The sequence below is a fragment of the Erythrobacter sp. SN6-5 genome (genome assembly GCF_057364945.1).
This window is the reverse complement of sequence record NZ_CP200282.1, coordinates 1,686,877-1,712,558: the sequence shown is the minus strand read 5'-3', so window position 1 is coordinate 1,712,558 and position 25,682 is coordinate 1,686,877. Positions and strand designations below refer to the sequence as shown.

General features: G+C 56.1%; 9 protein-coding genes and 2 pseudogenes. 3 read left to right on the top strand and 8 right to left on the bottom strand.

What is annotated here, in order from left to right; all coding sequences use genetic code 11:
- Positions 1 to 3: 3 nt before the first annotated feature.
- Complete coding sequence (locus AC0V6Z_RS08485) at positions 4 to 11,652, bottom strand: Ig-like domain-containing protein (protein ID WP_472638095.1); 11,649 nt, start codon at positions 11,650 to 11,652, stop codon at positions 4 to 6.
- Positions 11,618 to 14,149: a DUF4347 domain-containing protein gene (locus AC0V6Z_RS08480; RefSeq protein ID WP_472638094.1), complete on the bottom strand. Its 2,532-nt coding sequence runs from the start codon at positions 14,147 to 14,149 to the stop codon at positions 11,618 to 11,620. Before AC0V6Z_RS08480 ends, AC0V6Z_RS08485 begins: the two co-directional genes overlap by 35 nt.
- A 674-nt stretch (positions 14,150 to 14,823) precedes the next feature.
- Here AC0V6Z_RS08480 and AC0V6Z_RS08475 point away from each other — a divergent pair.
- The 3 genes and pseudogenes from AC0V6Z_RS08475 to AC0V6Z_RS08465 all read left to right on the top strand — a co-directional run.
- Positions 14,824 to 16,677, top strand: coding sequence for a DUF1800 domain-containing protein (locus AC0V6Z_RS08475; RefSeq protein ID WP_472638093.1), 1,854 nt, complete (start codon positions 14,824 to 14,826; stop codon positions 16,675 to 16,677).
- Positions 16,678 to 16,851: 174 nt separating this feature from the next.
- A complete protein-coding gene (locus tag AC0V6Z_RS08470) occupies positions 16,852 to 17,208 on the top strand; it encodes a hypothetical protein (RefSeq protein ID WP_472638092.1) in 357 nt (118 codons plus the stop codon).
- Positions 17,209 to 17,224: 16 nt separating this feature from the next.
- Positions 17,225 to 18,115 (top strand): annotated as a pseudogene (locus AC0V6Z_RS08465) (DUF1501 domain-containing protein); the annotation flags it as partial.
- An 85-nt stretch (positions 18,116 to 18,200) separates the two neighbouring features.
- On the opposite strand, the gene AC0V6Z_RS08460 reads toward AC0V6Z_RS08465, so the two are convergent.
- The 6 genes and pseudogenes from AC0V6Z_RS08460 to AC0V6Z_RS08435 all read right to left on the bottom strand — a co-directional run bounded on the left by AC0V6Z_RS08460 (position 18,201) and on the right by AC0V6Z_RS08435 (position 25,630).
- Entirely contained in the window at positions 18,201 to 19,337 is a 1,137-nt protein-coding gene (locus AC0V6Z_RS08460) for an acyl-CoA dehydrogenase family protein (RefSeq protein ID WP_472638091.1), read from the bottom strand.
- 27 nt (positions 19,338 to 19,364) lie between these two features.
- Positions 19,365 to 20,562 (bottom strand): annotated as a pseudogene (locus AC0V6Z_RS08455) (acyl-CoA dehydrogenase family protein).
- Between the two features lie 143 nt (positions 20,563 to 20,705).
- Positions 20,706 to 20,981 (bottom strand): hypothetical protein, encoded by a 276-nt coding sequence (locus AC0V6Z_RS08450; RefSeq protein ID WP_472638090.1) that lies wholly within the window; start codon positions 20,979 to 20,981, stop codon positions 20,706 to 20,708.
- The gene (locus AC0V6Z_RS08445; protein WP_472638089.1) at positions 20,908 to 22,290 is read right to left on the bottom strand and encodes a sodium:solute symporter family transporter; all 1,383 of its coding nucleotides are present in this window, start codon (positions 22,288 to 22,290) and stop codon (positions 20,908 to 20,910) included. The genes AC0V6Z_RS08450 and AC0V6Z_RS08445 overlap by 74 nt, the downstream gene beginning before the upstream one ends.
- Before the next feature lie 138 nt (positions 22,291 to 22,428).
- Positions 22,429 to 25,320, bottom strand: coding sequence for a TonB-dependent receptor (locus tag AC0V6Z_RS08440; RefSeq protein WP_472638088.1), 2,892 nt, complete (start codon positions 25,318 to 25,320; stop codon positions 22,429 to 22,431).
- Entirely contained in the window at positions 25,280 to 25,630 is a 351-nt protein-coding gene (locus tag AC0V6Z_RS08435; RefSeq protein WP_472638087.1) for a TonB-dependent receptor plug domain-containing protein, read from the bottom strand. Before AC0V6Z_RS08435 ends, AC0V6Z_RS08440 begins: the two co-directional genes overlap by 41 nt.
- Positions 25,631 to 25,682: the final 52 nt, after the last annotated feature.

The window sequence follows — 25,682 nt, the reverse complement described above, 5'->3', positions numbered from 1 at the left end:
TTTTCAACTAAAAGCTGCAAGCAGTTTGCTTGCTTCGTCATCGGCTTCGCCACTGGCGCGTGCCATCATCGTATCAAGTGTTTCAGCCTTGGCCACCGCTTCTGCAATCGCCTCGTCGAGTTGTATTTCACCGGTTGCGCCCTGAATAACAACAGGGATCTCAATCACTTCTCCATCCGCCCGGATTGCGCGAACAATCAGCCTGATCGTCTCTGCATCAACCGGACGTTCAATGATCGCCAAACCGCGAGCATCCATCCGGATCCAATCAGGCAACGGCGCACCATCGCGCGTCACCAGCTGATATTCGGTAATCCGAGGGGCATCGTCCGCGCCAATGTCGCGCATTTCGACATAGACCACACGGTCGCGCGAAATGCTCTCAATCATGACTTGATCGCTGCCCGTATCGAGCTGCCGCACGGAGAAGCCGGTCAGCATCTCTGGCAGGAAGTCGCCAAAGCGTGGATCAAACAGACGGTCCACACCAAAGCGCAGATCGCGGATATGATCGATATAACCAACCACATCGTCAATCGGACTGCCATTGGCATCAAATCCGCCAATACCGTTCAAGGAGCGCAGACCGTTCACGGCGCTCAGCAATGGCTGATCGACGTTGAGCGTGCCCATGCCGCCAAGCGAGCGGAAATCATTGACCGTATCGAGGATGATTAGCGGTGTCGTGATAAAGGCGTCACTTTGATCCAGCACACGGTCAACCGGATAAGCATTAGGAATACCTGGTGCAGGCTCATTGCCGATCAGGAAGCCGATATCAGCCGCAGCCTCAACCACAGTGATCGTTGCGAAACTCTCTACAAAGCCGCCCTGACCATCAGAGATGAAGTAGCGGATCGTCACTTCGCCGAAGAAATCAGGCGGCGCAGAATATGTGAGCGTGCCGTCTGGGTTGATCACCACCTCGCCAACGTCGACGAGTGCAATTACCACTTCCAGCGGATCGCCCTCTGGATCGGTGGCATTATCTAGCACGTTGATAATCGTGTCGGTGCCGCTGATCACGGTCACGTCCTCAGGTTCATCAACCGGCGGCTCGTTGGTGTTTATCACCTCAACCGCGACGGTCGCCGTAGATGTGCCACCATTGCCATCGGTGATGGTGTACGTGATCGTATCCTGGCCGAAGAAATCCGGGTTCGGCACATAGGTGATCGTGCCGTCCGGATTGATCGTGACCGTACCATTGGTTGCGGTTGCACTCGTTACGGTCAGCGGATCACCATCAGCATCGGTGTCATTGACCAACACTGGAATGGTGACTTCACTGTCCTCGTCCACGCTGGTCACGTCATTGGCCGCAACCGGCGGATCATTGACTGGATTGACCGTGACGGTTGCCGTCACCGTGTCAAACCCGCCCATGCCATCGCTCACCTGATAGGTGATCGTATCGGTCCCGTTGAAGTTCGGGTTTGGCGTGTAAGTAACCGTGCCATCTGGATTGATCGTGACCGTGCCATTGGGCGCATTGGCCGAGACTACCGTCAACGGATCGCCATCCGGGTCATTATCGTTGGCTAGCACCGGAATGGTAACAGGCGTGTCTTCATCCGTGACTGCCGTATCCGGCTCACCCACAGGTGGATCGTTCACTGCGACAATATCAACTGTGACCGTCGCCGTTGCCGTGCCGCCCATGCCATCATCAATGGTATAGGTGATGGTAGTCGGCCCGTTGAAGTCAGGGTTCGGCACGAAGGTGATGGTGCCATCCGGATTGATCGTGACCGTGCCATCTGGCGAGGTCGCCGCCGTCACCGTCAGCGGATCGCCATCTGCATCGCTGTCATTGGCGAGTACAGGGATCGTGAGCGGCTCGTCCTCAGTTCCGCTTGCCGTGTCGTCTTCGGCCACCGGCACATCGTTCACCGGATCAACCGTGATCGTCAGCGTCGCCGTGTCAAAGCCGCCGTTGCCATCAGACACGGTGTAAGTGATCACATCGGTGCCGTTGAAGTTCGGGTTCGGCGTGTAGGTGACCGTGCCATCCGGGTTGATCACAACCGTACCGTTTGGCGCGGTTGCCTCCGTAATGGTCAGCGGATCGCCATCAACGTCACTATCATTGGTGAGCACAGGCACGGTGACCGGCGTATCTTCCTCGGTTGTGGCTGTGTCATCCTCTGCAACAGGCGGATCGTTGACCGGCGCAACATTGACCGTGACAGTCGAGGTTGCGGTGCCGCCCATACCATCATCAATGGTATAGGTGATGGTGGTAAGCCCGTTGAAGTCAGGATTCGGCACGAAAGTGATGGTGCCATCCGGATTGATAGTGACCGTGCCATCGGGCGAGGTCGCATCAGTAACCGTCAGCGGATCGCCATCAACATCACTGTCATTGGCGAGGACCGGGATGGTGACAGGCGTGTCCTCATCCGTATCCGCGGTGTCAGGCGCCGCGATCGGCGCGTCATTGACCGGCGCAACAACAACGGTGATTGTTGCCGTGTCGGTGCCGCCATTGCCATCATCAATGGTGTAGGTGATCGTGTCGGTCCCGTTGAAATCAGGATCCGGCGTGTAAGTCACCGTGCCATCTGGGTTGATCGTAACCGTGCCGTTTGGCGCGGTAGCATCCGTCACAGTCAGATCATCGCCGTCCACGTCGGTGTCATTGCCCAGCAACGGGATTGTGACCGGCGTGTCTTCATCGGTGGTGGCGGTGTCGTTAACGGCCACTGGCGGATCATTCTCTGGATCAACCGTTACGGTGACGAGAGCCGAAGCCGTGCCGCCATTGCCGTCGCTGATCGTGTAAGAGATCGTATCCGTACCGTTGAAATCCGGGTTCGGCGTGTAATCAATCGTGCCATCAGGCAGGATCGTGACCGTACCATTCGCCGCAGAGGCAGTAACCACAGTCAGTGGATCGCCATCAGGATCGCTGTCATTGCCCAGCACATCGATATTGGTCAGCGTATCTTCCGTGGTGGTCGCGGTGTCGTTCACCGCAACTGGCACTGGATTGGTCACCGTCCAGTTAAAGGTGGTGGGCGTGGTGCCGTCATTGCCATCATCGGCTGTCACGGTGACTTCGTAGACGCCATCACCATTCGGCCCACCAATCGAGGCAGATGGATCAATCGTGCCAGAAATAACGCCTGTGGCCGGATCAATCGTGAGCCCGGTGGGCAGGCCTGTCGCTGCAAATGTCAGAGTATCGCCATCGACATCGTTGAAATTGCCAGCGGTCGGCACGCTTACAACTGCGCTATCGACATTCTCGCGCGGGGCGAGCGGTGTCACATCCGGATCATCGTTGATCGGATTGACCGTAACGGTGACCATCGCGGTCGACGTACCGCCATTGCCATCCGAAATCTCGTAAGTGATCGTGTCCGTGCCGTTGAAATCTTCGTTTGGCGTGTAGGTGACCGTGCCATCAGCTTCGATCACAACCGTGCCATTGGGCGCACTAGCCTGAGTGACAGTCAGCGGATCACCGTCTGGGTCATTGTCATTGCCCAGCACTGGAATGTTGACCGGCGTATCTTCGTCGGTTGTCGCTGTGTCATCCGCCGCGAGCGGCGCTGGGTTGCCAACAGTCCAGGTGAAGGTGACATCCACGGTGCCACCATTGCCATCATCAGCGGTCACAGTGACTTCGTAAATACCATCGCCGTTCGGCCCGCCTTGCGAAGCGTCCGGATCAATGGTGCCTGTGACATTGCCCGCTGCATCGATGCTGAGGCCTGGAGGCAGGCCAGTCGCCGTAAAGGTCAGCGGATCACCATCGACATCTGCAAAACCTGGCGAGAGATCCAAAGCAATGACATCGGCGTCATCATTGATGATCGCGGGCAGAGGCGGCGCGGTTGGATCATCATTATCCGCGCCAACCGTCACTGTGACGATGGCTGTGGACGTGCCGCCCTGACCATCAGTGATCTGATAGGTGATCGTATCGGTGCCATTAAAGTCGGGATCCGGCGTATAGGCCAACGTACCATCAGCGTTGATCACAACCGTGCCGTTTGGCGCACTGGCAGAAACCACGGTCAGCGTGTCGCCATCCGGGTCATTATCATTGCCGAGCACGTCAATCGCAGGGATCGGCGTGTCTTCCGTGGTTGATGCGGTATCATCCACGGCTGTCGGACCTGGGTTGGTAACGGTCCAGACAAAGGTCACATCGGTCGTGCCACCATTACCATCATCGGCGGTAATGGTCGTCTGATAGATACCATTGTTCACCTGGCTGGCATCGGGATCAATCGTCCCGCTGATAACGCCAGTGGCAGAATCGATCGTCAGGCCTGCTGGCAGATCCGTCGCGCTGAATGTCAGCGTATCGCCTTCAATATCAGAGAACAGGGCGCCTGCGTCGACTGAAACAGCATCGCCGTCTTCATCGCCGCGATCGGGCAGCGGTGTCGCAGCAGGTGCGTCATTTTCTGGTGCGATAACGATGGTCGCAATCGCGGTCGCTGGATCGCCGTTCGCATCTTCAATCGTATAGGTAACGGTCGCCGTGCCATTGAAATCGGGGTCCGGCGTAAAGGTTATCGTGCCATCTGCATTGACTACAGCGGTGCCATTGGTCGCCTGTGCATCGATCACGACGATCGGAGTCATCGGATCGGCATCAGGATCATTGTCATTGGCCAGCACGTCAAGCACCTGCGGGGTGTCTTCCGTACCGACGAAGCTGTCGTTGACGGCCGTTGGTGGCTCATTGTTGATCGTCCAGGTGAAGGTCGTGCTGACGCTTCCACCATTGCCATCATCGGCGGTGATCGTGACGGTGTAGACACCATCACCCAATGGTCCGCCACTCGAGGCTGTGCCAGTGGTGGTGCCGGTAACTGCACCCGTGGCCGGATCAATTGACAGACCATCTGGCAGGCCCATAGCCGAGAAGGTGAGCGTGTCGCCTTCCGCATCGTTAAACGCCGGGGCAAGAGGCACGTTTATCGCCTCGTTATTGCCATCGGTCAGGTCTGGCAAACCAACAGTTACTGGGTCGTCGTTCACCGCGCCAACTGTGATCGTCACGGTGGAGGTTGAGGTTCCACCCTCACCATCGCTGATCGTGTAGATCACCGTGTCAGTACCATTGAAATTCGCATCCGGCGTGTAGGTGATCGTGCCATCGGCATTGATCAGAACGCTGCCATTGGCGGCATTCGCCTCGGTCACGGTCAGCGTATCGCCGTCCGGATCATTGTCATTCGCCAGAACCGCAACATTGACTGGGGTATCCTCAGTCGTGCTTGCCGTATCAGGCGCCGCGACTGGCGGCGGATTGTTAACGGTCCACACGAAGGTCGAGGTCGTCGTGCCGCCAGCGCCATCATCGGCGGTGACGGTGACGGTGTAGAGGCCATTACTTGCCGGTCCGCCCTGCGATGCGTCCGCATCCAACGTACCGGTGATCAAACCATTGGCGTCAATCGATAACCCGCCTGGCAGGCCGGTGGCGGTGAAGGTGAGCGTATCACCATCAACGTCGGAGAAATTGCCAGACACATCGAGCGAGATGACATCGGCATCATCATCAGTCTGATTGGTCAGCTGCGGATCAGCCACCGGATCATCATTCACTGGATCAACCGTGACGGTGACTGTTGCAGTCGTCGTGCCGCCCTCCCCATCACTGATGGTGTAGGTGATCGTATCGGTGCCGTTGAAGTCCTCGTTTGGCGTATAAGTGACCGTGCCATCGGCTTCGATCACGACCGTACCGTTTGGCGCGATTGCCGATGTCACCGTCAGCGCATCGCCATCGGGATCGTTATCGTTGGCGAGCACGTCGATATTGACCGGCGTGTCCTCTGGCGTGTTTACTGCGTCATCCACGGCCACTGGCGGAGGATTGGTTACGGTCCAGGCAAAGCTGCTGGTGATAGTGCCGCCATTGCCATCGTCCGCCGTAACGGTGACGGTATAAATGCCATCACCCGCTGGCCCACCTTGCGAGGCAGATGGATCAATCGTGCCGGTGATATTACCGGCCGCATCAATGCTGAGACCTGGAGGCAGGCCTACCGCCGTAAAGGTCAGCATATCGCCATCGACATCGCTGAAGTTGCCCGCAACCGGAACATTCACAGTCGCGCTGTCGATATTGGCGAGGTTGGCGAGCGGCGTGTCAACGACCGGATCATCATTCACCGGATCGACTGTTACCGTGACCGTCGCGGTCGAAGTGCCGCCATTGCCATCACTGATGGTGTAGGTGATCGTATCGGTGCCGTTGAAGTCCGCATTCGGCGTATAAGTGACCGTTCCATCAGCCTCGATCACAACCGTACCGTTTGGCGCAGTGGCCGAAGTGACCGTCAGCGGATCACCGTCTGGGTCATTGTCATTCGCCAGTACCGGAATGTTGACCGGAGTGTCTTCATCAGTCGTCGCCGCGTCATCCACCGCCTCTGGTGGCGGGTTGGTGACGGTCCAGGCAAAGGTCGTCTCGACCGTGCCGCCATTGCCATCGTCAGCCGTCACAGTGACGGAATAGATACCGTCACCCGCCGGGCCGCCTTGGCTGGCATCCGCATCAATCGTTCCGGTGATCTCGCCCGTATCGGGATCGATCGAGAGGCCCGCTGGCAGACCGCTAGCGCTGAAGGTGAGCGTGTCCCCATCGACATCGCTGAAATTGCCCGCCGTCGGCAGCGATACATCCGCGCTGTCAATGTTGTCTTGCGGTGCAATCGGCGTAACAACCGGATCGTCGTTCACTGGATCAACCGTGACAGTCACGGTCGCAGTGGAGGTTCCGCCATTACCATCACTGATTGTGTAGGTGATTGTATCGGTGCCGTTAAAATCGGGGTTCGGCGTGTAAGTAACTGTGCCATCAGCCTCGATCACAACCGTGCCATTGGCAGCATCCGCCGCCGTTACCGTCAGCGGATCGCCGTCCGGATCGCTATCATTGGCGAGAATTGGGATGTTGACCGGCGTGTCTTCATCGGTTGTCGCGGTGTCATCCACGGCCTCTGGCGGCGGGTTGTTTACCGTCCAGGTGAAGGTAGTGTCGACCGTACCACCATTGCCATCATCGGCCGTCACGGTCACTTCGTAGACACCGTCGCCTGCTGGGCCGCCTTGCGAGGCGTCTGGATCAAGCGTGCCAGTGATATTGCCGTCGGCATCAATGCTGAGGCCAGGCGGCAGACCGGTGGCGCTGAACGTTAGATCATCGCCATCAACATCGGAGAAATTACCGCTGACATCGAGCATGACAGGAGTGCTGTCATCATTGGTTTGTGGCGCGATAGGAGCCGCCACTGGATCATCATTGACCGGGTTCACCGTTATCGTGGCGGTTGAGGTTGAGAACCCGCCATTGCCATCACTGATCGTGTAAGTGATTGTATCAGTGCCGTTAAAATCGGGGTTGGGCGTGTAGTCGACGCTGCCATCCGGGTTGATCACAACCGTACCGTTCGCCGCTGTTGCAGCTGTCACAGTCAGCGCGTCACCATCGGCATCGGTGTCATTGCCGATCAGCGGCACATTGACCGGAGTGTCCTCGTCTGTGGTGGCCGCATCGGGATTGGCAACCGGCGGATCGTTGATCGGATTGACAGTAACGGTGACAGTCGCGGTGGCCGTGCCGCCATTGCCGTCCGAAATCTCGTAAGAAATTGTGGTCGTACCATTGAAATTCGGGTCAGGGGTGAATTCCAGCGTTCCGTCTGGATTGATCGTAACCGTCCCATCGGGCGATGTCGCACTGGTGACGGTCAGATCATCGCCATCAACATCACTATCATTGCCCAGCACGCCGATGGTGACCGGCGTGTCTTCATCGGTTGTGACCGCATCGTCCACGGCCACCGGATCATCATTCACCGGATTGACGGTGACAACAACCGCGGCGGTTGAGGTGCCGCCATTGCCATCATCAATCGTGTAAGTGATCGTGTCTTCGCCGTTGAAATCAGGGTTTGGCGTGTAAGTCAGCGTGCCATCGGCCTCGATCACGACGGTGCCATTGGGCGCAGTCGCGCTGGTAACGGTTAGCGGATCGCCGTCTGGATCATTGTCATTACCGAGCACATCGACATTGACGCTGCTGTCCTCATCAACGCTCGCATTGTCATTGACGGCAGTTGGCGCCGGGTTGGTGACCGTCCAGACGAAGTCTTGCGACACTGTGCCGCCATTGCCGTCATCTGCGGTCAAAGTGACCGTGTATGGGCTGCCCTGGCTCGCATCAATGTCGAGCGTACCGGAGATGATGCCAGTCGCTGGATCGATCGAAAGGCCCGGAGGCAAGCCTGCGGCTGTGATCGTCAGATCGTCGCCATCGACGTCGCTAAAGAAACTCTCGGTTGCAATGGAAACCGATTGATTGTCTTCATTGGTGACGTCAGGGATATCAACTGCAACAGGGGCGTCGTTCTCAGCCGTAACCGTGACGGTCAGTGTTGCAGTCGCAACCCCGCCTTGGCCATCGCTGACGGTGTAGGTAACATTCGCCTCACCGTTGAAATCGGGGTCTGGCGTGAATGTAACCGTGCCATCTGAGTTGACGACAACCGTGCCATTATCAGAGCTCGCGCTGGTAATGGTCAGCGCATCACCATCCGGATCGCTGTCATTGGCTAGAACCGCCACAGTTACCGGCGTATCTTCCGGGGTGGTCGCAGTGTCATTTTGCGCGATAGGTGGAACGTTTTGGATCGAGTAGATGAAGGTCGTGCTGACCTCTTCACCCGACGGATCGGTCGCGGTCACAGTCACCACGAACGGGCCATTTTGCGAGCTGTCCGAGGCCAAGGTGCCAGAGATCACGCCAGTATCCGGATCGATCGACAGTGCCGGTGGCAAGCCATCCGCACTAAATGTCAGGACATCGCCATCAACGTCGTTAAACGCGCTTGCCGTTGGGATGGATACAGTCTGGCTGTCTTCGCCGCTTTGATTGGGCAGTCCGACAGTCGTCGGCCCATCATTGACAGGAGTGACGGTTACATCAACGCTGGCCGTTGAGACGCCGCCTTCGCCATCGTCAATGGTGTAGACAATTGTGTCTGTACCATTGAAATCTGGGTTGGGCGTGTAGACCAAAGTGCCATCGGGATTGATCGTGACCGTGCCATTGCCCGCCTCGGCCTCTGTCACCGTTAGATCATCACCGTCGGGATCGACATCATTGGCAAGCACATCGACATTGACCGGCGTATCTTCGTCGGTCGTTACTGCATCATTCGCCGCTATCGGCGCAGGGTTTGCAACGTCCCAGGTGAAGCTCTGTGAGATGGTACCACCACGTCCATCATCGGCAGTCACCGTGACGCTGTAGCTGCCGCCATTGACCTGGCTCGCACTGTTATCAATCGTGCCAGAAATCACGCCCGTATCGGGATCAATCGTCAGACCCGCAGGCAGGCCGGTGGCCGTAAAGCTCAGCGCATCGCCGTCTGGATCGCTGAACGCGCCCGCGACTGGCAGATTGATGTCTTGTGCATCAAGATTGCTCTGATCACCGATCGAGCCACTGACCATTGGCGTATCGTTAATGTCGTTGACCACAATTGTGACGGTCGCAATCGACGTGCCGCCATTGCCGTCCGAAATCTCGTAGGTGATCGTGTCCGTGCCATTGAAGCCCGGATTTGGTGTGTAGGTGACCGTGCCATCGGGGTTGATCACCGTGGTGCCGTTTTGCGCATCGGCCGATGTCACCGTTAACGGATCGCCGTCCGGATCATTATCATTGCCCAGCACATCGATGGTGACCGGCACATCCTCATCGGTCGTGGCGTTGTCGTTCATCGCCTCTGGGGGAGGGTTCGCTACATTGAACGTGATCGTCTCGGTGGTGGTGCCGCCCATACCATCGTCAACAGTGATGGTCGCGGTGTAAACGCCGCCATTGGTCTGGCTGGCATCCGGCGTGATCGTACCAGAGATAACACCTGTATCAGGGTCAATCGTCAGGCCCGGCGGCAGATCAGCCGCACTAAAGGTCAGCGTGTCGCCGTCAACGTCGCTGAATGCGCCCGCAACAGGGACAGAAACCACCTCACCATCAACAACGTCAACTGGCGGGATCGGCATCGAATCTGGATCGTCATTGACCGGATCAACCGTGACCGTAACGGTCGCCTCTGACGTACCGCCTTCGCCATCGCTGATGGTATAGGTGATGGTCGCCGTACCGTTGAAATTGGCAGGTGGAATAAAGTTGATCTGATTGCCGACCAGCGTGGCCTGCCCGACAGACGAAAACGCCGAGATTACAGTGAGCACATCACCATCAGGATCGCTGTCGTTCGGCAAGACATCGATCAGAACTGGCGTATCTTCAGTGGTGCTGGCGGTATCATCCACTGCAACGGGCGCAGGGTTGGTGACCGTCCACGTGAAGTCCTGATCCGCGCTTTCACCCAATGGATCGGTCGCGGTAACGGTGACATTGTAAACACCGCCGGTGCCGCCAACGCTCGCAGAATTATCTATCGTGCCGGTGATCTCGCCCGTGGCGCTATCAATCGACAGACCTGGTGGCAGGCCAGCCGCGCTGTAGACGAGAGTGGCATCATCGCTGTCAACAAAGCCGCCAGCGGTCGCCACAGAGATCCCGCCATCCGCGTCGAGATTGGTCTGCGCTGGCAATGTTCCAACAGGAACAGGCGGATCATTGACCGCACCCACAGTGACCGTGACGGTCGCCTGCGAGGTGCCGCCTTCGCCATCGCTAATCGTATAGGTGATGGTGTCCGTGCCGTTGAAATCCGCATTCGGCGTGTAAGTGATCGTGCCGTCTGCGTTGACCACAACCGTGCCATTCGGCGCGCTGCCCGAAACAACGCTAAGATCATCGCCATCGGGATCATTGTCATTGGCCAGAACCAGGATGTCGACCGGCGTGTCTTCGTCGGTGGTGGCCGTATCATTGGCTGCCATCGGCGCAGGATTGCTAACCGTCCAGCTGAAGCTTTGGGTGGCTGGTGTTCCGCCCATATTGTCCGTCGCGGAGACGGTAACATTGTAAACGCCAGCCGTGCCGCCTTGGCTCGCCGAGTTGTCAATCGTGCCGGCAATCTCACCGGTCGCGGCGTTGATGCTAAGCCCCGGCGGAAGGCCAGTTGCCGAATAGGTCAGATTGGCGCTGTCGACGTCATCAAAACCGCCCGAAGTATCCACACTAATGCCGGCATCAGCATCATCGTTCACTTGCGGCGGCAACGAACCAACAGCGACCGGATCATCATTCTGCGCATTCACAAACAGGCTGACGGTGGCCGTGCTTGTGCCACCCTCTCCATCACTGATGGTATAGGTGATCGTCTCGGGGCCGCTGAAATTGGCATTCGGCGTATATGTAATCGTACCGTCTGCATTGATGACCACGCTGCCGTTCGGCGCGCTAGCCGAGGCGACGCTGATATCGTCGCCATCGGGGTCTTGATCATTGGCCAATACGTCAAAAGTAACTGGCGTATCTTCTAGGGTGGAACCACCGTCATTATTGGCCTGAGGTGCTGGGTTGGTGACGGTCCAGCTAAAGTTCTGAGTCGCTGTCAGACCGCCGGAATCGGTAGCAGTCACGGCGACATTATACACCCCGCCAGAGCCGCCCTGGCTCGCAGAGTTATCAATATTGCCCGTAATAAATCCGGTATTGGGATCAATCGAGAGCCCAGTACAGCAGGCCGGTTGCACTGAAAGTCAATCCATTGGGATCTTCAACATCACTGAAACCACTGGCCGCATTGACGAAGATACCCTGCTGCGCATCAATGTTGGTTTGCGGCGGCAGATTGCCATTGGTGGTCGGATTGTCATTGACCGGATCGATCACAATCGGAACGGTCGCGGTGGACGTTCCGCCGCGACCATCACTGATCGTGTAAGTGATGGTATCCGTTCCGCTAAACTCCGCATTCGGCGTATAGTTCAGCGTACCATCAGGGTTAATCGTCACGCTGCCATTGCCGGCATTGGCGCTGATCACGGTCAGTGGATCGCCATCGCCATCGCTATCATTGCCTAGCACGTTGATATTGTTGACCGGGGTGTCCTCATCGGTCGTTATCTGCGTGTCATTGACCGCAGTCGGCGGATCATTGACCTCTACAACGTTGATCGTTGCCGTGGCCACATTCGAGCTCAATGAAGCGTTTTCAAAACTGATATCAATTGTGCGAGGCGTTTCGACCGGACGCTCCCCCGCCGTCAGGAATGTTATCGCCTGCAACGCGTTTTCATAGGAGTTAGCGCTGCCATTTCCGGTAATGATGATCTCAGTAGCAGTGCGAGTGTAGCTGAGCCCGCCGCCCAAAGATCCAGAAGCCGCATTGGAACCATTGACGAGCAACTCATCACCAGCTTCCGCATTGGTCAAAGTGACGGTTGCGCCGCGCACTGATCCATTCGGGTTCTGCACATCAACGTCATTGTCGACAATTGACACGCCCGCGCCATTTTCAACGTAAGTGTTTGTGTAAGCTGATCCGCTGGCCGCACTATCATTGCCATCCAGATCAAGCCGCGGAATTGAAACCGTGGTTCCGCCATTGCCAAGATCAAAATCAAGATCACCGTCGTGGCTAAAGCCAGCAAGGCCAGCTGCGGTTGGAACAAGATTGTAAGTGATGGTGAAACTGCTGGTATCCAGCCAGTTGAAGCGCGCAGCCGATGGTACCCCGCCCCCCTCATTCGCCGAACCTGAAGCAGTCACCTCTCCCGACACCGTTGTATCAAACAGAACACGCGATCCGTTGGCAGCCTCGAACGAGGAGAGGGTATCTGTATCAACCGTCACAAATTCGCGGCTGCGCGGCTGGTTACCAACCCCATCAATATCAGCAACCGTATATGAAACATCGATCTCAGCTGGCGCACCTGTCGCCGTAAAAAATACATCCCATTGGATCACCACGGTGGCATTTTCGGTCGTTGGACCACCTGCGTCGAGCAACAACGTCGGGTCATCGCTAAGCACCCCAGGGCGCTCAAACCTGACCGCATCGCCGTTACCCAAGTCGACCACTGTAGCCCGGATGCTAATTGACTGACCGTTTAGCGTTCCCACATTTGCCCAAGTGGCTGTTCCACCTTCCGGGACAGGATTCGAGAACCGACCGACAAAAGCAAAACCCGTCGCCCCTTGCGCTATTATATTCCCGTTGTTGTCGCGCACCGTAAGCGAATCTGCCGGAGCAGAAATATTGGTCGGCGCCAGCAAACCATCCCATTCGCGAGCCACAAGCGACGCGGTTTCAACCACGCCAAGGCGGTTTTCGAGTGTCCAGTCACCACCGCGAGAAATGCTGCCTGTATCGTCAATCGACGCCGCAATATCCGCGCCTGTGATGGCCGCGAGACTACTAAGCAGGGCCTGACCTTCTGCATCGTCACCGACGTCACAGCCATAAATAAGGATGTCGCCATCGGCTGACAGCTTCGAACCAATCGATGCAAAGGCCGAGGCCAGTTCGCCATTGAGCGACTCATTATCAATCAGAGTGTCACCCAACCAGAACAGACCGTCCTCGCCGTGACTGACTATGTGGATTGCACCAATATCGCTTACGCCAGCCAGCGCAGCGAGCACCTGATCGACACCGTCGCTGTTACTGTCGATGAACACGATTGTGCCGCGCCCCTCCCAGATCTCCGCTAGCTGCTCATAGTTTTCGACATCAGTGTTGATAAAAATGAAATCATTGGGAGTTTCGCTAGCGGTGTCCGTATTCGCTTCTTCAAATGGTTCTGCAAAAAAACCATCTGCCAGCGCACGCTCCATGCCAAACATGGCAGTCGCCTGGTCATCGCGCATCGCATCAATAAGGGCGCGCTGTGCGCCGCCTTCGCGCGCCCCATCATCGACTTCAATTTGCGGATGCAACTCAGCCCCAATTTCGGACCGACCACCGGACAAGAACCCTACTGGCTGAGCCGTGAGGTTTGAGCCAGAGACATCGCCAGCCCTTGAGGAATCGCCAGCCCTTGAGGAATCGCCAGCCCTTGAGGAGACGTCGCTGCGTATGTCGAGATTGACAGGCGCAACGCTCGCCTCGTTAAAAGCATATCCGCCGGGAGCGACAGCCATCAGACCAATGTCGGCAGTGATAGCCGTCACCACCCCCGCACCATCGAACATCATCCGTGGTTCAAGCGCCAGAATGTGACGACTTGCAGCCTGTTTTTTTGTCATGCGCGACCTGACCCCATATTCGCAATTTCACCCTTAAATTCAAGAGAAACATCGCAAAGCAGTTGTTACTTTATAAAAAAAACAGTATCATACTGAAACAACTTTGGCACCAGCAAACAGGGGTGAGAAGTTGTAAAATTGCGTTAAGCCGGGCCAATCTGATTACGAAAATCTTAACGCAACCAAGTACAACGCAGACAGTTAGTTTATAGTTAGCCCGGCATTCTGGCTATTTTTCAAACTTCGGTCAGCCACACTAACGTTACGGCGAGCGAGGCGGGCCGTTCGCATGGCAGGACTGCCAGCGTATAACTCACGCAAAAACCAGCAGGCCGCACCAAAACTCGGCTCATCGCACGCCAGATTGCGTTAGTCTCAGGTTGGTCAAAACACCTCACAAACGTGTCGCGCCGACAAAAAACTCATTTCTTGCCAGATGCTTACCGCACACCTCTCTTGATAAGCCGTGTGGTGCAGCAAGCGCGATGAGGCGAACCTTTGGCCTAGTGACAAGTTACGGCCTGTTCGGACATCTTGCGTAAAGCCTAGCATCTGAAGTCATGAAAACCGCGTTAGCCTTTATAATTAGGAACTGGTTTCATCGCTGGTGATAGCGATCTGTCCAGTTGCAACATTACCCGCCATTTCGGCGGTACCTTGGGAGGGATTCCAGTATGAGTGATGAGCTGCTTGAGGTGCCGGTGCGCCCAGAAGCGGAGATAGCCAGCCCGCCAATGCCTGAGGCAGACGAAGCCAGCCCAATCCCCGCAATATCTAAAGGCACGGCGGTATCTGCACTTGCTGTTGCGACGGCTGCGTGTGGCGGCGGCGGTGGCAGCGGTGGAGGCGGCTCAACCGCTGGCGGCGCTCCCCCAACGGGCGGGGACACCCCTCCGCCTGTTGCTGTTGTCACTCCGCAGACAGACGATGAGGCATCACGCTTTCTGCTTCAAGCCTCCCTCTCGGCCTCCACTGCAGAGATTTCAGCGCTGCGTTCCGATGGCTTTGAGCCTTGGCTGGACAGCCAGATGAACCGTAGCAATGATCAAACCGCCCGACAGTTCTTCGCCGACCGCGGATATGATCAAGTCACCACTGAGCGGTACTATTTCAACTCGACCATTGGCGATAACATGCTCTGGGCTCAATTGTTGCAAGGGGGCAGCAGCGTTCGCAAACGCGCTGCCTTAGCGATGTCTGAGTTTTTTGTTGTCTCTCTAAACAGCATCAACAACACTTGGCGTGCGCTCGCAATCGGCGAATATTGGGACATTCTCAACCGCAACGCGTTTGGCAATTTTCGCAATCTGCTCGAAGAAGTCACGCTCAACCCGTCGATGGGAATTTTCCTCAACACGCTCGGCAACCGCAAAGCTGACCCCAATTCTGGCCGCGTCCCGGATGAAAACTTCGGTCGTGAAATCATGCAATTGTTCACGATTGGCCTGTTTGAGCTCAATAACGACGGCACCGTTCGCACCAGCGGCGGCGAACCGATTGAGACGTACACAAACGAAGACGTCACCGGCATCTCGAAAGTTTTTACAGGCTACGACTACGATTACACCGGGATTGGCCTTACGCCTGATGCGCAGGGCGGTGGGTTCGATATTCCCGATCCGGATTACACCCGTCAGCCAATGACAGCCGACCCATCAAAATGGCGCTTTCCAAGGAACGAGTCGTTTCATTCCGACGCTGAGAAAGCCTTCCTCGGTATTACGATCGCGCCCAATACGGGGGCAGAGGAATCGCTGCGCATTGCGCTCGACACCCTGTTCAATCATCCCAATGTCGGACCATTTTTCGGCAAGCAAATGATTCAGCGTTTGGTGACCAGCAATCCCTCGCCAGCCTATGTCGATCGGGTGGCTTCCGTCTTCAATGACAATGGCAACGGCACACGCGGTGATCTTCGCGCTGTGTTCAAAGCGATCTTGCTCGACGATGAAGCACTTTCCAACACCAACATCACCAATGCCAACTTCGGCAAGTTGCGCGAGCCTATGCTGCGCTATGCACAGTGGGCCCGCACCTTTGGGGCACAGTCGGTTTCAGGCAATTACGAGGTGAGCAACACGTCCGACACAGTCAATCGGATCGGCCAGTCACCTTTGAGATCACCGTCGGTGTTTAACTTCTTCCGCCCCGGCTATGTTCCGGCAGGATCGCAGGCTGCCGAGCGAAATTTGCTCGCACCAGAATTTCAACTGGTCAATGAGACCTCAGTCGCTGGTTACGTCAATCAGATGGAGCGGGTGATCGATGGTTCGGTGTTCTGGTCACGCGATATCCAGCCGCAATACACTGATGAGCTCGCGGTTGCTGATGACAGCACAGCTCTGCTGGATCGGCTCGACCTGCTGCTGACAGCGGGTCAGTTGAGCGACAACACGCGCTCATTGATCCTTCCCGTACTCGACGAAATCACGGTCACTGCCACCAGCGATGACGAAACCAAGCTCAGCCGGATCCATCTCGCGATCCTGCTGATCATGGCGTCGAACGACTACCTCATCCAGAAATAAGGGCAGCATCATGTATATTGGCAAAGGAAATGAACTTTCACGCCGCGCCTTCATGCGCCGCTCTAGCCAGCTTGCAGGGGCAGGTGTGGCATCATCTTATGCGCTGGGCCTTGCCGGGATTGGTGAGGCCGCAGCGTTTTCATCCGCTGCAGCGGGTATAAAGCGCTTGTGTGCGTGTTCCTTTATGGTGGCAACGACCATGGCAACACGCTGATCCCGTTCGATCAGACGAACTACAATCGCTATGCCGCCATTCGCGGCGGTCAAGGCGATGCAGGCGGCGGGATCGCTCTGCCACGTTCAAACCTGTCGGCCACCGTGCTCAATCCCACCGGCAATCAGACGCTAACAGACGACATTCGTTATGCGCTCGCACCCTCAATGCCGCGCCTGAAGGCGCGCTTTGATCAAGGTGCGATGGCACCACTCCTTAACGTTGGCCCGCTGATCGTTCCTTTGACGAAAGCGCAATTCGAAAGCGACAACAATTCGCAATTTCCACGGCTAAGCCAAGCTCTTTTCCCACAATGACCAGCAATCAACCTGGCAAAGCTCACAGCCGGAGGGTTCCACCTCTGGCTGGGGCGGGAGAATGGGTGACCTAGCCCAGTCAAGCAACACCAACTCTATGTTCACGCTGATAAATGCCGCAGACAACGCGGTCTTTATGACCGGCGAAGATGCCGTGCCGTATAAGATTTCCAACAATGGCGCGACCCAGTTCCGCGGGCTTGAACGCGGCCGGGTTTATCGCTCGCAGTCGGCCTCAGCGGCATTGGACAGCATCCTTAAGAGCAGCAATGGTAATGTTCTTGAGGCCGATTATTCGATGGTGAATGCCCGCTCGATTGAATATGGCGGTTTCATCGCTGAGGCGTTGGAAAACACGACAGTCACGACCGATTTTGGCCAGAACAACCGGCTCGCTGCGCAATTGTCGGTCGTGGCCCGGCTGATTGCTGCGCGGAACCGATTGGGCGTCACGCGACAGGTTTTCTTGGTCGGCATGGGCGGGTTTGACAATCACGATGGCCTCATCGGACGTCATGAAGGTCTGCTCAGCCAGGTCGATTTCGCGCTCGATGCGTTTTATCAGGCAACGCTCGATCTCGGCATCCAAGATCAGGTGACGACGTTCACCGCATCCGACTTTGGCCGGACGCTAGCCTCCAATGGCGACGGTTCAGACCATGGCTGGGGCAGCCACCACTTCATCGTTGGCGGCGGCGTCAATGGCGGACGCTTCTATGGCACCGCACCTCAGGTGTCCGTCGAGAGCGACGACCAGGTGGGCCGCGGCCGCCTGTTGCCGACTGTCTCGGTTGACGAATATTCATCAACCCTGGCGCGCTGGTTTGGCGTGGAGAATTCAGAACTGCCATCAATCGCGCCGAACATTGGCCGGTTTGCTCAGTCCGACCTTGGCTTCATGGCCTAGGGTCAGACCTCTAAATCAGACGAGAAAGAGGGCTCTGCGCTGCTGCGTAGAGCCCCCTTTTCTTTCTCGGCAATCTGCCCTTTGTTTAAGCGTTGGCGAGCGCGACATGCCGTTTCATATGATGATCGACATTGCCAAACTCATTGTCGAAGATCGTCAGGCGTTTGAAATAGTGCCCGATCGCATATTCGTCGGTCATGCCGTTGCCGCCGTGGATCTGAATCGCTTCCTGGCCGATATGATGCGCCGCTTGGCCAATCCGCACCTTGGCGGCTGAAACGGCGAGCTTGCGCTCCCTCTCATCGGCATCAAGCTTCAGCGTCGCCAGATAAGTCATCGAAACCGCCTGCTCATATTCGGTGAACATATCGACCATGCGGTGTTGCAGAACTTGGAACGAGCCGATTGGCACACCAAACTGCTTGCGCTGACGCGAATATTCCACCGTCATGGCATGCGCGACTTTCATTGCGCCGCAAGCCTCAGCGCATTGCGCAGCGATCGCCTCGTCGGTGACAAGTTCGATCAGCGGCAGGCCTGCACCCTCTTCACCGATTAAAGCCTCGGCCGGGATGCTGGCGTTTTCAAAGAACACCTCTGATGCGCGGCGGCCATCAACCGTTGCATAATCGCGCGTAACCACGCCAGCGGCGCCTTTATCGATCACGAAGACGGACACGCCCTCACGGTCTGTCCGCTCGCCCGATGTGCGCGCAGTGACAACCAAATGCGTCGCCCAAGGCGCGCCGATCACGACCGCCTTATGCCCATTAAGGACATAGCCAGAGCCGTCCTTCTTCGCCGTCGTTTCCAGGTTCGCATAATCATAGCGCCCGCGCGGCTCTGCATAGGCAAAGGCAAAGATGCGGCTGCCATCGACGATCCCGCCAATGTGTTCTTCCTTTTGTGCGTCCGTGCCAGCGTGCTTCAATAATCCGCCAGCGCAAACCACGGTTGGAACAAACGGTTCCACCACCAAGCCTTTGCCGAATTCTTCCATCACGATCATGGCATCAACCGCGCCGCCGCCAAAGCCGCCATCGGCCTCAGCAAATGGCATTCCGAGCAGACCCAGCTCAGCCAGCTGCGCCCAGATCTCTGGCTGCCATCCGCTGTCGCTGGTGATCGCTTTCTGCCGCGTTTCCCAATCATAATTCTCGCGCACCAACCGGGTCAGGCTGTCGCGCACCATGTCTTGTTCTTCAGTGAAGTTGAAATCCACGTAATGTCTCCCGCGTGTCCTGAGGCCTTAAAGGCCCAGGATCATCTTGGTGATAATGTTGCGCTGGATCTCGTTCGATCCCCCGTAGATCGAGGTTTTGCGCATATTGAAATAGTTCGCAGCGGAATGTTCCGCATAGGCCGGGCCCACCGGATATTCGTTCGATCCTGCATCGGAAACGCTCGGATAGAACGGGGTGCCATAATGGCCGACTGCCTCCAAAGTGAGTTCGGTCAGGCGCTGCTGGATTTCCGTACCCTTAATCTTGAGAATCGAGCTTTCTGGACCGGGGCCCTTGCCCGCCTGTTCACCGGCCAGCGTGCGCAGCTCAGTGATTTCCAGCGCCGATAGGTCAATCTCAAGCTGGCTGACTTTGCGTGCAAAATCGAAATCACTCATCAACGGCGCGCCATCAAGCTGCTCTGACTTGGCGATATCGCGCAATTGCTCAACACCGCGTTTGGAGCGGGCAACACCGGCGATTCCGCTGCGCTCATGCGCGAGCAGGAATTTGGCATAGGTCCAGCCCATGTTTTCTTGCCCAACGAGGTTTTCGACCGGCACCCGAACATCGGTTAGCCAGGTCTCATTGACCTCATATCCGCCGTCGATCAGCTTGATCGGACGCACTTCAATACCCGGCGATTTCATATCAACCAGAATGAAGCTGATGCCTTGCTGCGGCTTTGCCGCATCCGGATCGGTGCGGCACAGGAAGAATCCCCAATCGGCGTGTTGAGCCAGGGTTGTCCAGGTTTTCTGCCCATTAATAACATAGTGATCGCCATCGCGCACTGCGGTGGTCTTCAGCGAGGCAAGGTCCGAACCAGCACCTGGCTCTGAATAGCCCTGGCACCACCACACATCGCCGCTGCGAATACCGGGTAGATGCTGAGCCTTCTGCTCTTCATTGCCGAAGGAATAGATCACGGGACCAACCATGGATACGCCAAACGGCAAAGGCATGACCGCGTTTACCCGCGCGTTTTCTTCCGACCAGATATAGCGCTGCGTCGGGGACCATCCGGTCCCGCCATATTCGGTTGGCCAAGCTTAGCACGGACCAGCCCTTTTCACCGAGGATTTTGTGCCAAGCGACCATGTCCTCTGGATCGAGATCGTCCCGCTGTGACAGGCCTTCTAACTGCTTGGGATAATTCTCTTCGATGAAGGCACGCACTTCGTCGCGAAATGCCAGCTCTTCGGGGCTAAACTCCAGATTCATTCTCTCTCACTCCTGATCGGTCCCACACAGGTGACAGTGGCATCACTGCGAAGGACTGAAAAGGGGTGACGTTGCGGCAAGTGGGCGATTTATTTTACCCGGACCGTCGCAATCTCTGAATGCGAGCTATCTGACCTCCACGCTTACCATAGGTATGCGTAGAGGCCGATGAGGATAGCGATGGTGATGGTTGCGAGCGTGTTGAACAATGCGGTGGTCATAAAGCTGATATCACCCAGCTTGACGGTCTGCTCTTCATCCGGTGCTGCCGTCATGCGTGAGACGATGGCTGCGGCAACAAGGCCAACCAGGAACACGATCCAGATCCGCACCACAAATGGCAGATCAGGCAGAACCGCGTTGACGATGAAGTTCAGCGCAACCGACCCAATCAGCGCGGTAAAGGCGCTTAGCCGCATTGGCCCTTTTATCAAAGAAGCCGAGCAAGAACACGATCACCACGCCCGGCGCGATATAGCCGGTGTATTCCTGAACCGTCTGAAACGCGCTTTCAAACCCGCCGAGGAACGGCCGGGCCAGAACCAGTGCTAGCGCCATTGCAGTGAAGGCTGCCACGCGGCCAACGGTCACATAATGCTGCTCGGTCTCATCGGGCTTCACGCTGCGATAGAGATCCATTGTGAAGATGGTCGAGATCGAGTTCATCATCGAGGCGAGCGAGCTCACCACCGCTGCGATTAGGGCTGCAAACACGAGGCCGCGCAGCCCAGCGGGCGCAAAGCCCATCAGTTCGCCGTAAGTGCGGTCTGAACGCTCCGCCAAAGCCGCGCCGTCAAGCGCGCCTTGCTGAGCCAGAATGACCGCGGCGATACCCGGGATCACAACGATGAACGGCACCACCAGTTTTAGGAACGCAGCGAACGCTAGGCCCTTTTGCGCCTCACCCAGGCTCTCTGCGCCAAGCGCGCGCTGGATGATGTACTGGTTAAAACCCCAATAGCTAAAGTGCAGCACCCACAGCCCGCCCAGCAGCGTCCAGATGCCCGGAAGATCGTTATAGGCGGGATGATCATTATCGAGGATCATCTCAAAGTGGCCCGGCATCTCGCCCATAAGGTAACCCAGTCCGCCCAGCGCGCCATCCGCTGGCAGAGCATCAAGCGCAAACCAAGTGATCGCAAAGCCGCCCAGGATCAGGATCACAACCTGAATGATATCCGTCAGCGCAACCGCCTTCAGCCCGCCATAGAGCGAATAGAGTGCGGCAAAGGCAGCCAGCGCCGCCATAGAAGTGAGCACGCCCCACCCCGTCAGGCTTTCCACCGCAAGGCCGCCAAGCCACAGCACCGTGGTGAGGTTAACCGCAGTATACAGCGCGACCCAGAACACGCTCATCAGCGTCTTCACGCCGGAGCCATACCGCTGCTCAAGGAACTGCGGCATCGTATAAATGCGCCGCTTCAAAAAGATCGGTAGGAAGTACTTTGCAACAATGATCAGGACCAGCGCCGCCTGCCATTCGTAGGCCGCAATCGCCATGCCCACGGCAAAGCCCTGGCCCGACTGACCGATAATCTGTTCCGCTGAGATATTCGATGCAATCAGCGAGGCACCGATTGCCCACCACGGCAGAGCGCGACCGGCAAGAAAGTAATCCTCGGTGTTCTTATCGCGGCCCTTAGGCTCCCGGCTCACAGCCAAAGCGATCCCCAGCAACGCCACCGCATACCCAACAATGATCACGATATCGATCGTCTCAAGCGTCACAAAATTCTCTCCCTATTGATCCCAAGCCATCCATGCCGTGTTTCAGAGATCATATCCATGGCCTAAACCCAAAGACCCCCGGATAGCATGGCCATCCGGGGGTCTCGGGAGATCCTAGTAAGAAGCTTGCACCTCGTACTAGAAGTTTGCACGGGCAATGAATGTGAAACGTCGATCATTACGGAAAGCATTGCGCAAGGCGCGCTGACCCGATGCCGAGATCGATTGCTCTGTGACAGTAACGTCATCAAGCAAATTTACACCTTGCACACCGATCTTGATGTTATCGGTAACGTCAAAGAAAATCGAAGCGTCCAACTGACCTGTAGCAGGTTGATAGATCGAAGCGAATGGGAAGATCACATCACGCTCTGTGAGTTGGAACGCACTGCGCCAATTGTATGCGAGGCGAGCCTGCACTGGTCCCTTCTCATAAAGACCTACGAGATTGATATTGTGTTCGGAAATACGAGGGAAGATGCCATCGTCAATATCAAAACGTGCGGTAGGCGGATCATCACTTGCAAGTGTGGGATCAATTTCGTTCGAAACCCCTTTTGCATCAATGTAAGTGTAGTTGAATTGCATACCCAAACCACCAAGCGCACCGGGTAAGAAATCGAAGAACTGCTGATAAGCAAGCTCGAGGCCACTGACCGACCCGTTCTCCTGAGTATTCACTACAGTATTACGCTGTACCTGCAGATCCAATCCATCGAATGTGATGGGCACGGGCACTGGCTGGGTCGCGATGAAATTATCAATTTCCTTATGAAAACCCGTCACAGTTATTGATCCAGCGCGAGAGAAGTACCATTCCCAGGCGACATCAAAGTTCCATGAAAGTTGCGGCAAGAGCGCAGCGTTGCCGGTTGCGCTACCTTGGAAGCCACCAAAAGTGCTGATCGTGCCACCTGCTCCATCGGGAATAACCGGTCCCGGCAGTTGCTGGATATCAATCCGCTCATTGAGCTCATCAACGCCAGGACGCGACAACGTCCGTGACACCGCAACGCGAAGCAGATGCGAGTTTGGCAGATCGAGCTTCAAGTTCAAACTTGGCAGCCACTCATCATACGAGGTGTCAACCGTGGTTTCTATGAACCGGCCGTCACCAAAAGCAGTCTGAAATGCAGCCAGGTCAAGCGAGCAAGCAGCCGGAGTTTGGAAACCAGGTGTCATCGTTGCCGGATTTGTTGGATCGCACAAGGCAAGCAGCGCTGGAGAGAAGAATGTGTCAAATGGATCTACAGTAATTGACGTATCAACTGTCCGGTCAGTTCGAACATAACGTAGACCGACATTGCCGCTCAATTTGACCCCAGAATCACTTTCCGGCCCTTCAAAGTCAAAGCGAAGATAAGCGGCAATATTGTCGCGAGTGATGCTACCAATTTCGCTTGGCAGGAATGGCGTTCCAGCTATCACACCGCCCCGTTCTGTCAGTACGTTGGCACCGGACGGGCTACCACCAATGGTAGAAAGAATGTTCGAAACTGCCGCCTGAAAGCCATCAAAGTCGGTTGCCGAAAGCCCATTCAGCGAGGGAATAACGCCGCTAGGAACGGCAGCATTTCCGCGCTGGAAGTTATCGAATTCAAAGGAACCCAAGAACGGCGCAGTAAGTGCATCCAAGGCTGAGTTCGGATTGCCGCCGAATAGTAAGACTGATTGGAAGTCGTTGAAGTTCCCGCCTGACAAGCCTTGGATATCGTTTCCGGTCCAAACTTCTGAGATCGCGCCCCAGTTGAAGTCTGATTGGCGCAATTCCAAGTCTTGTTGATTGTAGCGGACGCCGCCACGTACAGATTTCAACCAGCCGTCACCAGAGAAATCATACTCAACATCGCCACGGAATGCGAGCGAGTCCCCTTCATTCTGGCTGGTTTGATCAAGAAATGCACGGAGGAAAAAGTTGCTCGGATCCTGAAAAAAACCATCGGGCGCAACAAAGTTCACTTCTGGAACGGTCCCAATTGAACGATCAATCGAAACTGGGGAGAAGAACGATCCAAAAAGCGACAAGTCGACGACTTCAGCTTCAGTTGTAATGTATTGCGCATCGAAATTGAACCGAAGGCTATCGCTCGCCGCGAATTTCAGATTGAAACCGTAATCCTCTGTCCTATCCTCCTCTCGGCGAGTCCGGAAAGTGTTAAGTTGCTGACCGCCATTAGGCCCAGCACCACCAACCAAAGCCGCCGTCCCATTTGGTCCACGCCATTGCGAGTTGTCCGTAATCGTGCCGCTTTCAAAGACGCCATCGCCATCGAAAACGAAATCACTCTGGTCTAGCCCAGTTCGCGGGCCAGCCCCGTCAGCGACAGTCTCAAGAACGTTCTCGCCCCATACCAAATCCGAATCTGAACGGAAGAATTGGGCGGTTGCAAGCCAGCGACCATCGCTGCTTTCATACTGTGCCGCCGCCGCAATCGTAAGGCGTTCACGGTCAAATTCCTGCTGACGTATACTGCCACCCGACGGGATAAATAGCGCATTTCCATTCGCGTCGGTGATTAAATTATCATCCGCATTGAACAAAGTTCCATCAGGACCCGCGTCGCGATCAAGCGGGTCGCCAAACGCAGTACCATCAGCACGCGACTTCAGTTCAGAATAGGCAACGTTGGCAAGAAAACCGAAAGTACCGGCACCAGTATCCCAATTGTTCGAATAAAGCGCCGATACAGTCGGTGAAACCTCCTCTCGAATGTCACCATAATTCAATTCGGCAGAAACAGAAAAAGTCTGACCTGCGGAATCTAGCGGCAATCTGGTGCGCAGATCAATCGTACCTGCCGCGCCACCTTCAACTAGATCTGCTGACGAGTTTTTGAACACAGCAACACTCTTCAGCAATTCTGGAGAGACGTCATCAAAACCAAGAACCGCACCAGAACTGGCGCCAAACACATCACGACCATTCAATTCTGAACGAACCAACGGCAATCCGCGAATAACCGCTCCGGCACCCTCGATGGCGAAGTGATCAGGATCGCTTGGGCTGAGCGAAACGAATAATAGAAACACCTGGCACCCGCTGCAAAACTTCAGAAACAGACCGATCAGGCAAAGCGCCGATATCTGATGCAGTTACAACGTCAACAACAGTGTCCGCGTTGCGCTTAATCCCTTGCGCACTTTCGAGCGAAGCGCGGATACCGGTGACGATAATGGCATTGCCATCATCTTCAGCGGGCTCGGTCGCCTCGGCACCATCTTGCGGGGCCTCGTCTTGAGCAATCGCAGGCGCAGCCGCCAACAGCCCTAAGGACGAGACGCTCGTCAAAAGCGTTTTGGACACGGCACCACTCACGGCACGAGTGTGGATCTGTTTCACTAAATTTCCTCCCCTTAGAGCCCCCACTTTATGGAGGTCACAATAACTTATT

Bases quoted from the DNA above. Each gene is read 5' to 3' on its own strand.
- AC0V6Z_RS08475 (WP_472638093.1), top strand. From the start codon at position 14,824: ATGAGTGATGAGCTGCTTGAGGTGCCGGTGCGCCCAGAAGCGGAGATA.
- AC0V6Z_RS08480 (WP_472638094.1), bottom strand. From the start codon at position 14,149: ATGACAAAAAAACAGGCTGCAAGTCGTCACATTCTGGCGCTTGAACCA.
- AC0V6Z_RS08450 (WP_472638090.1), bottom strand. From the start codon at position 20,981: ATGCGGCTAAGCGCCTTTACCGCGCTGATTGGGTCGGTTGCGCTGAAC.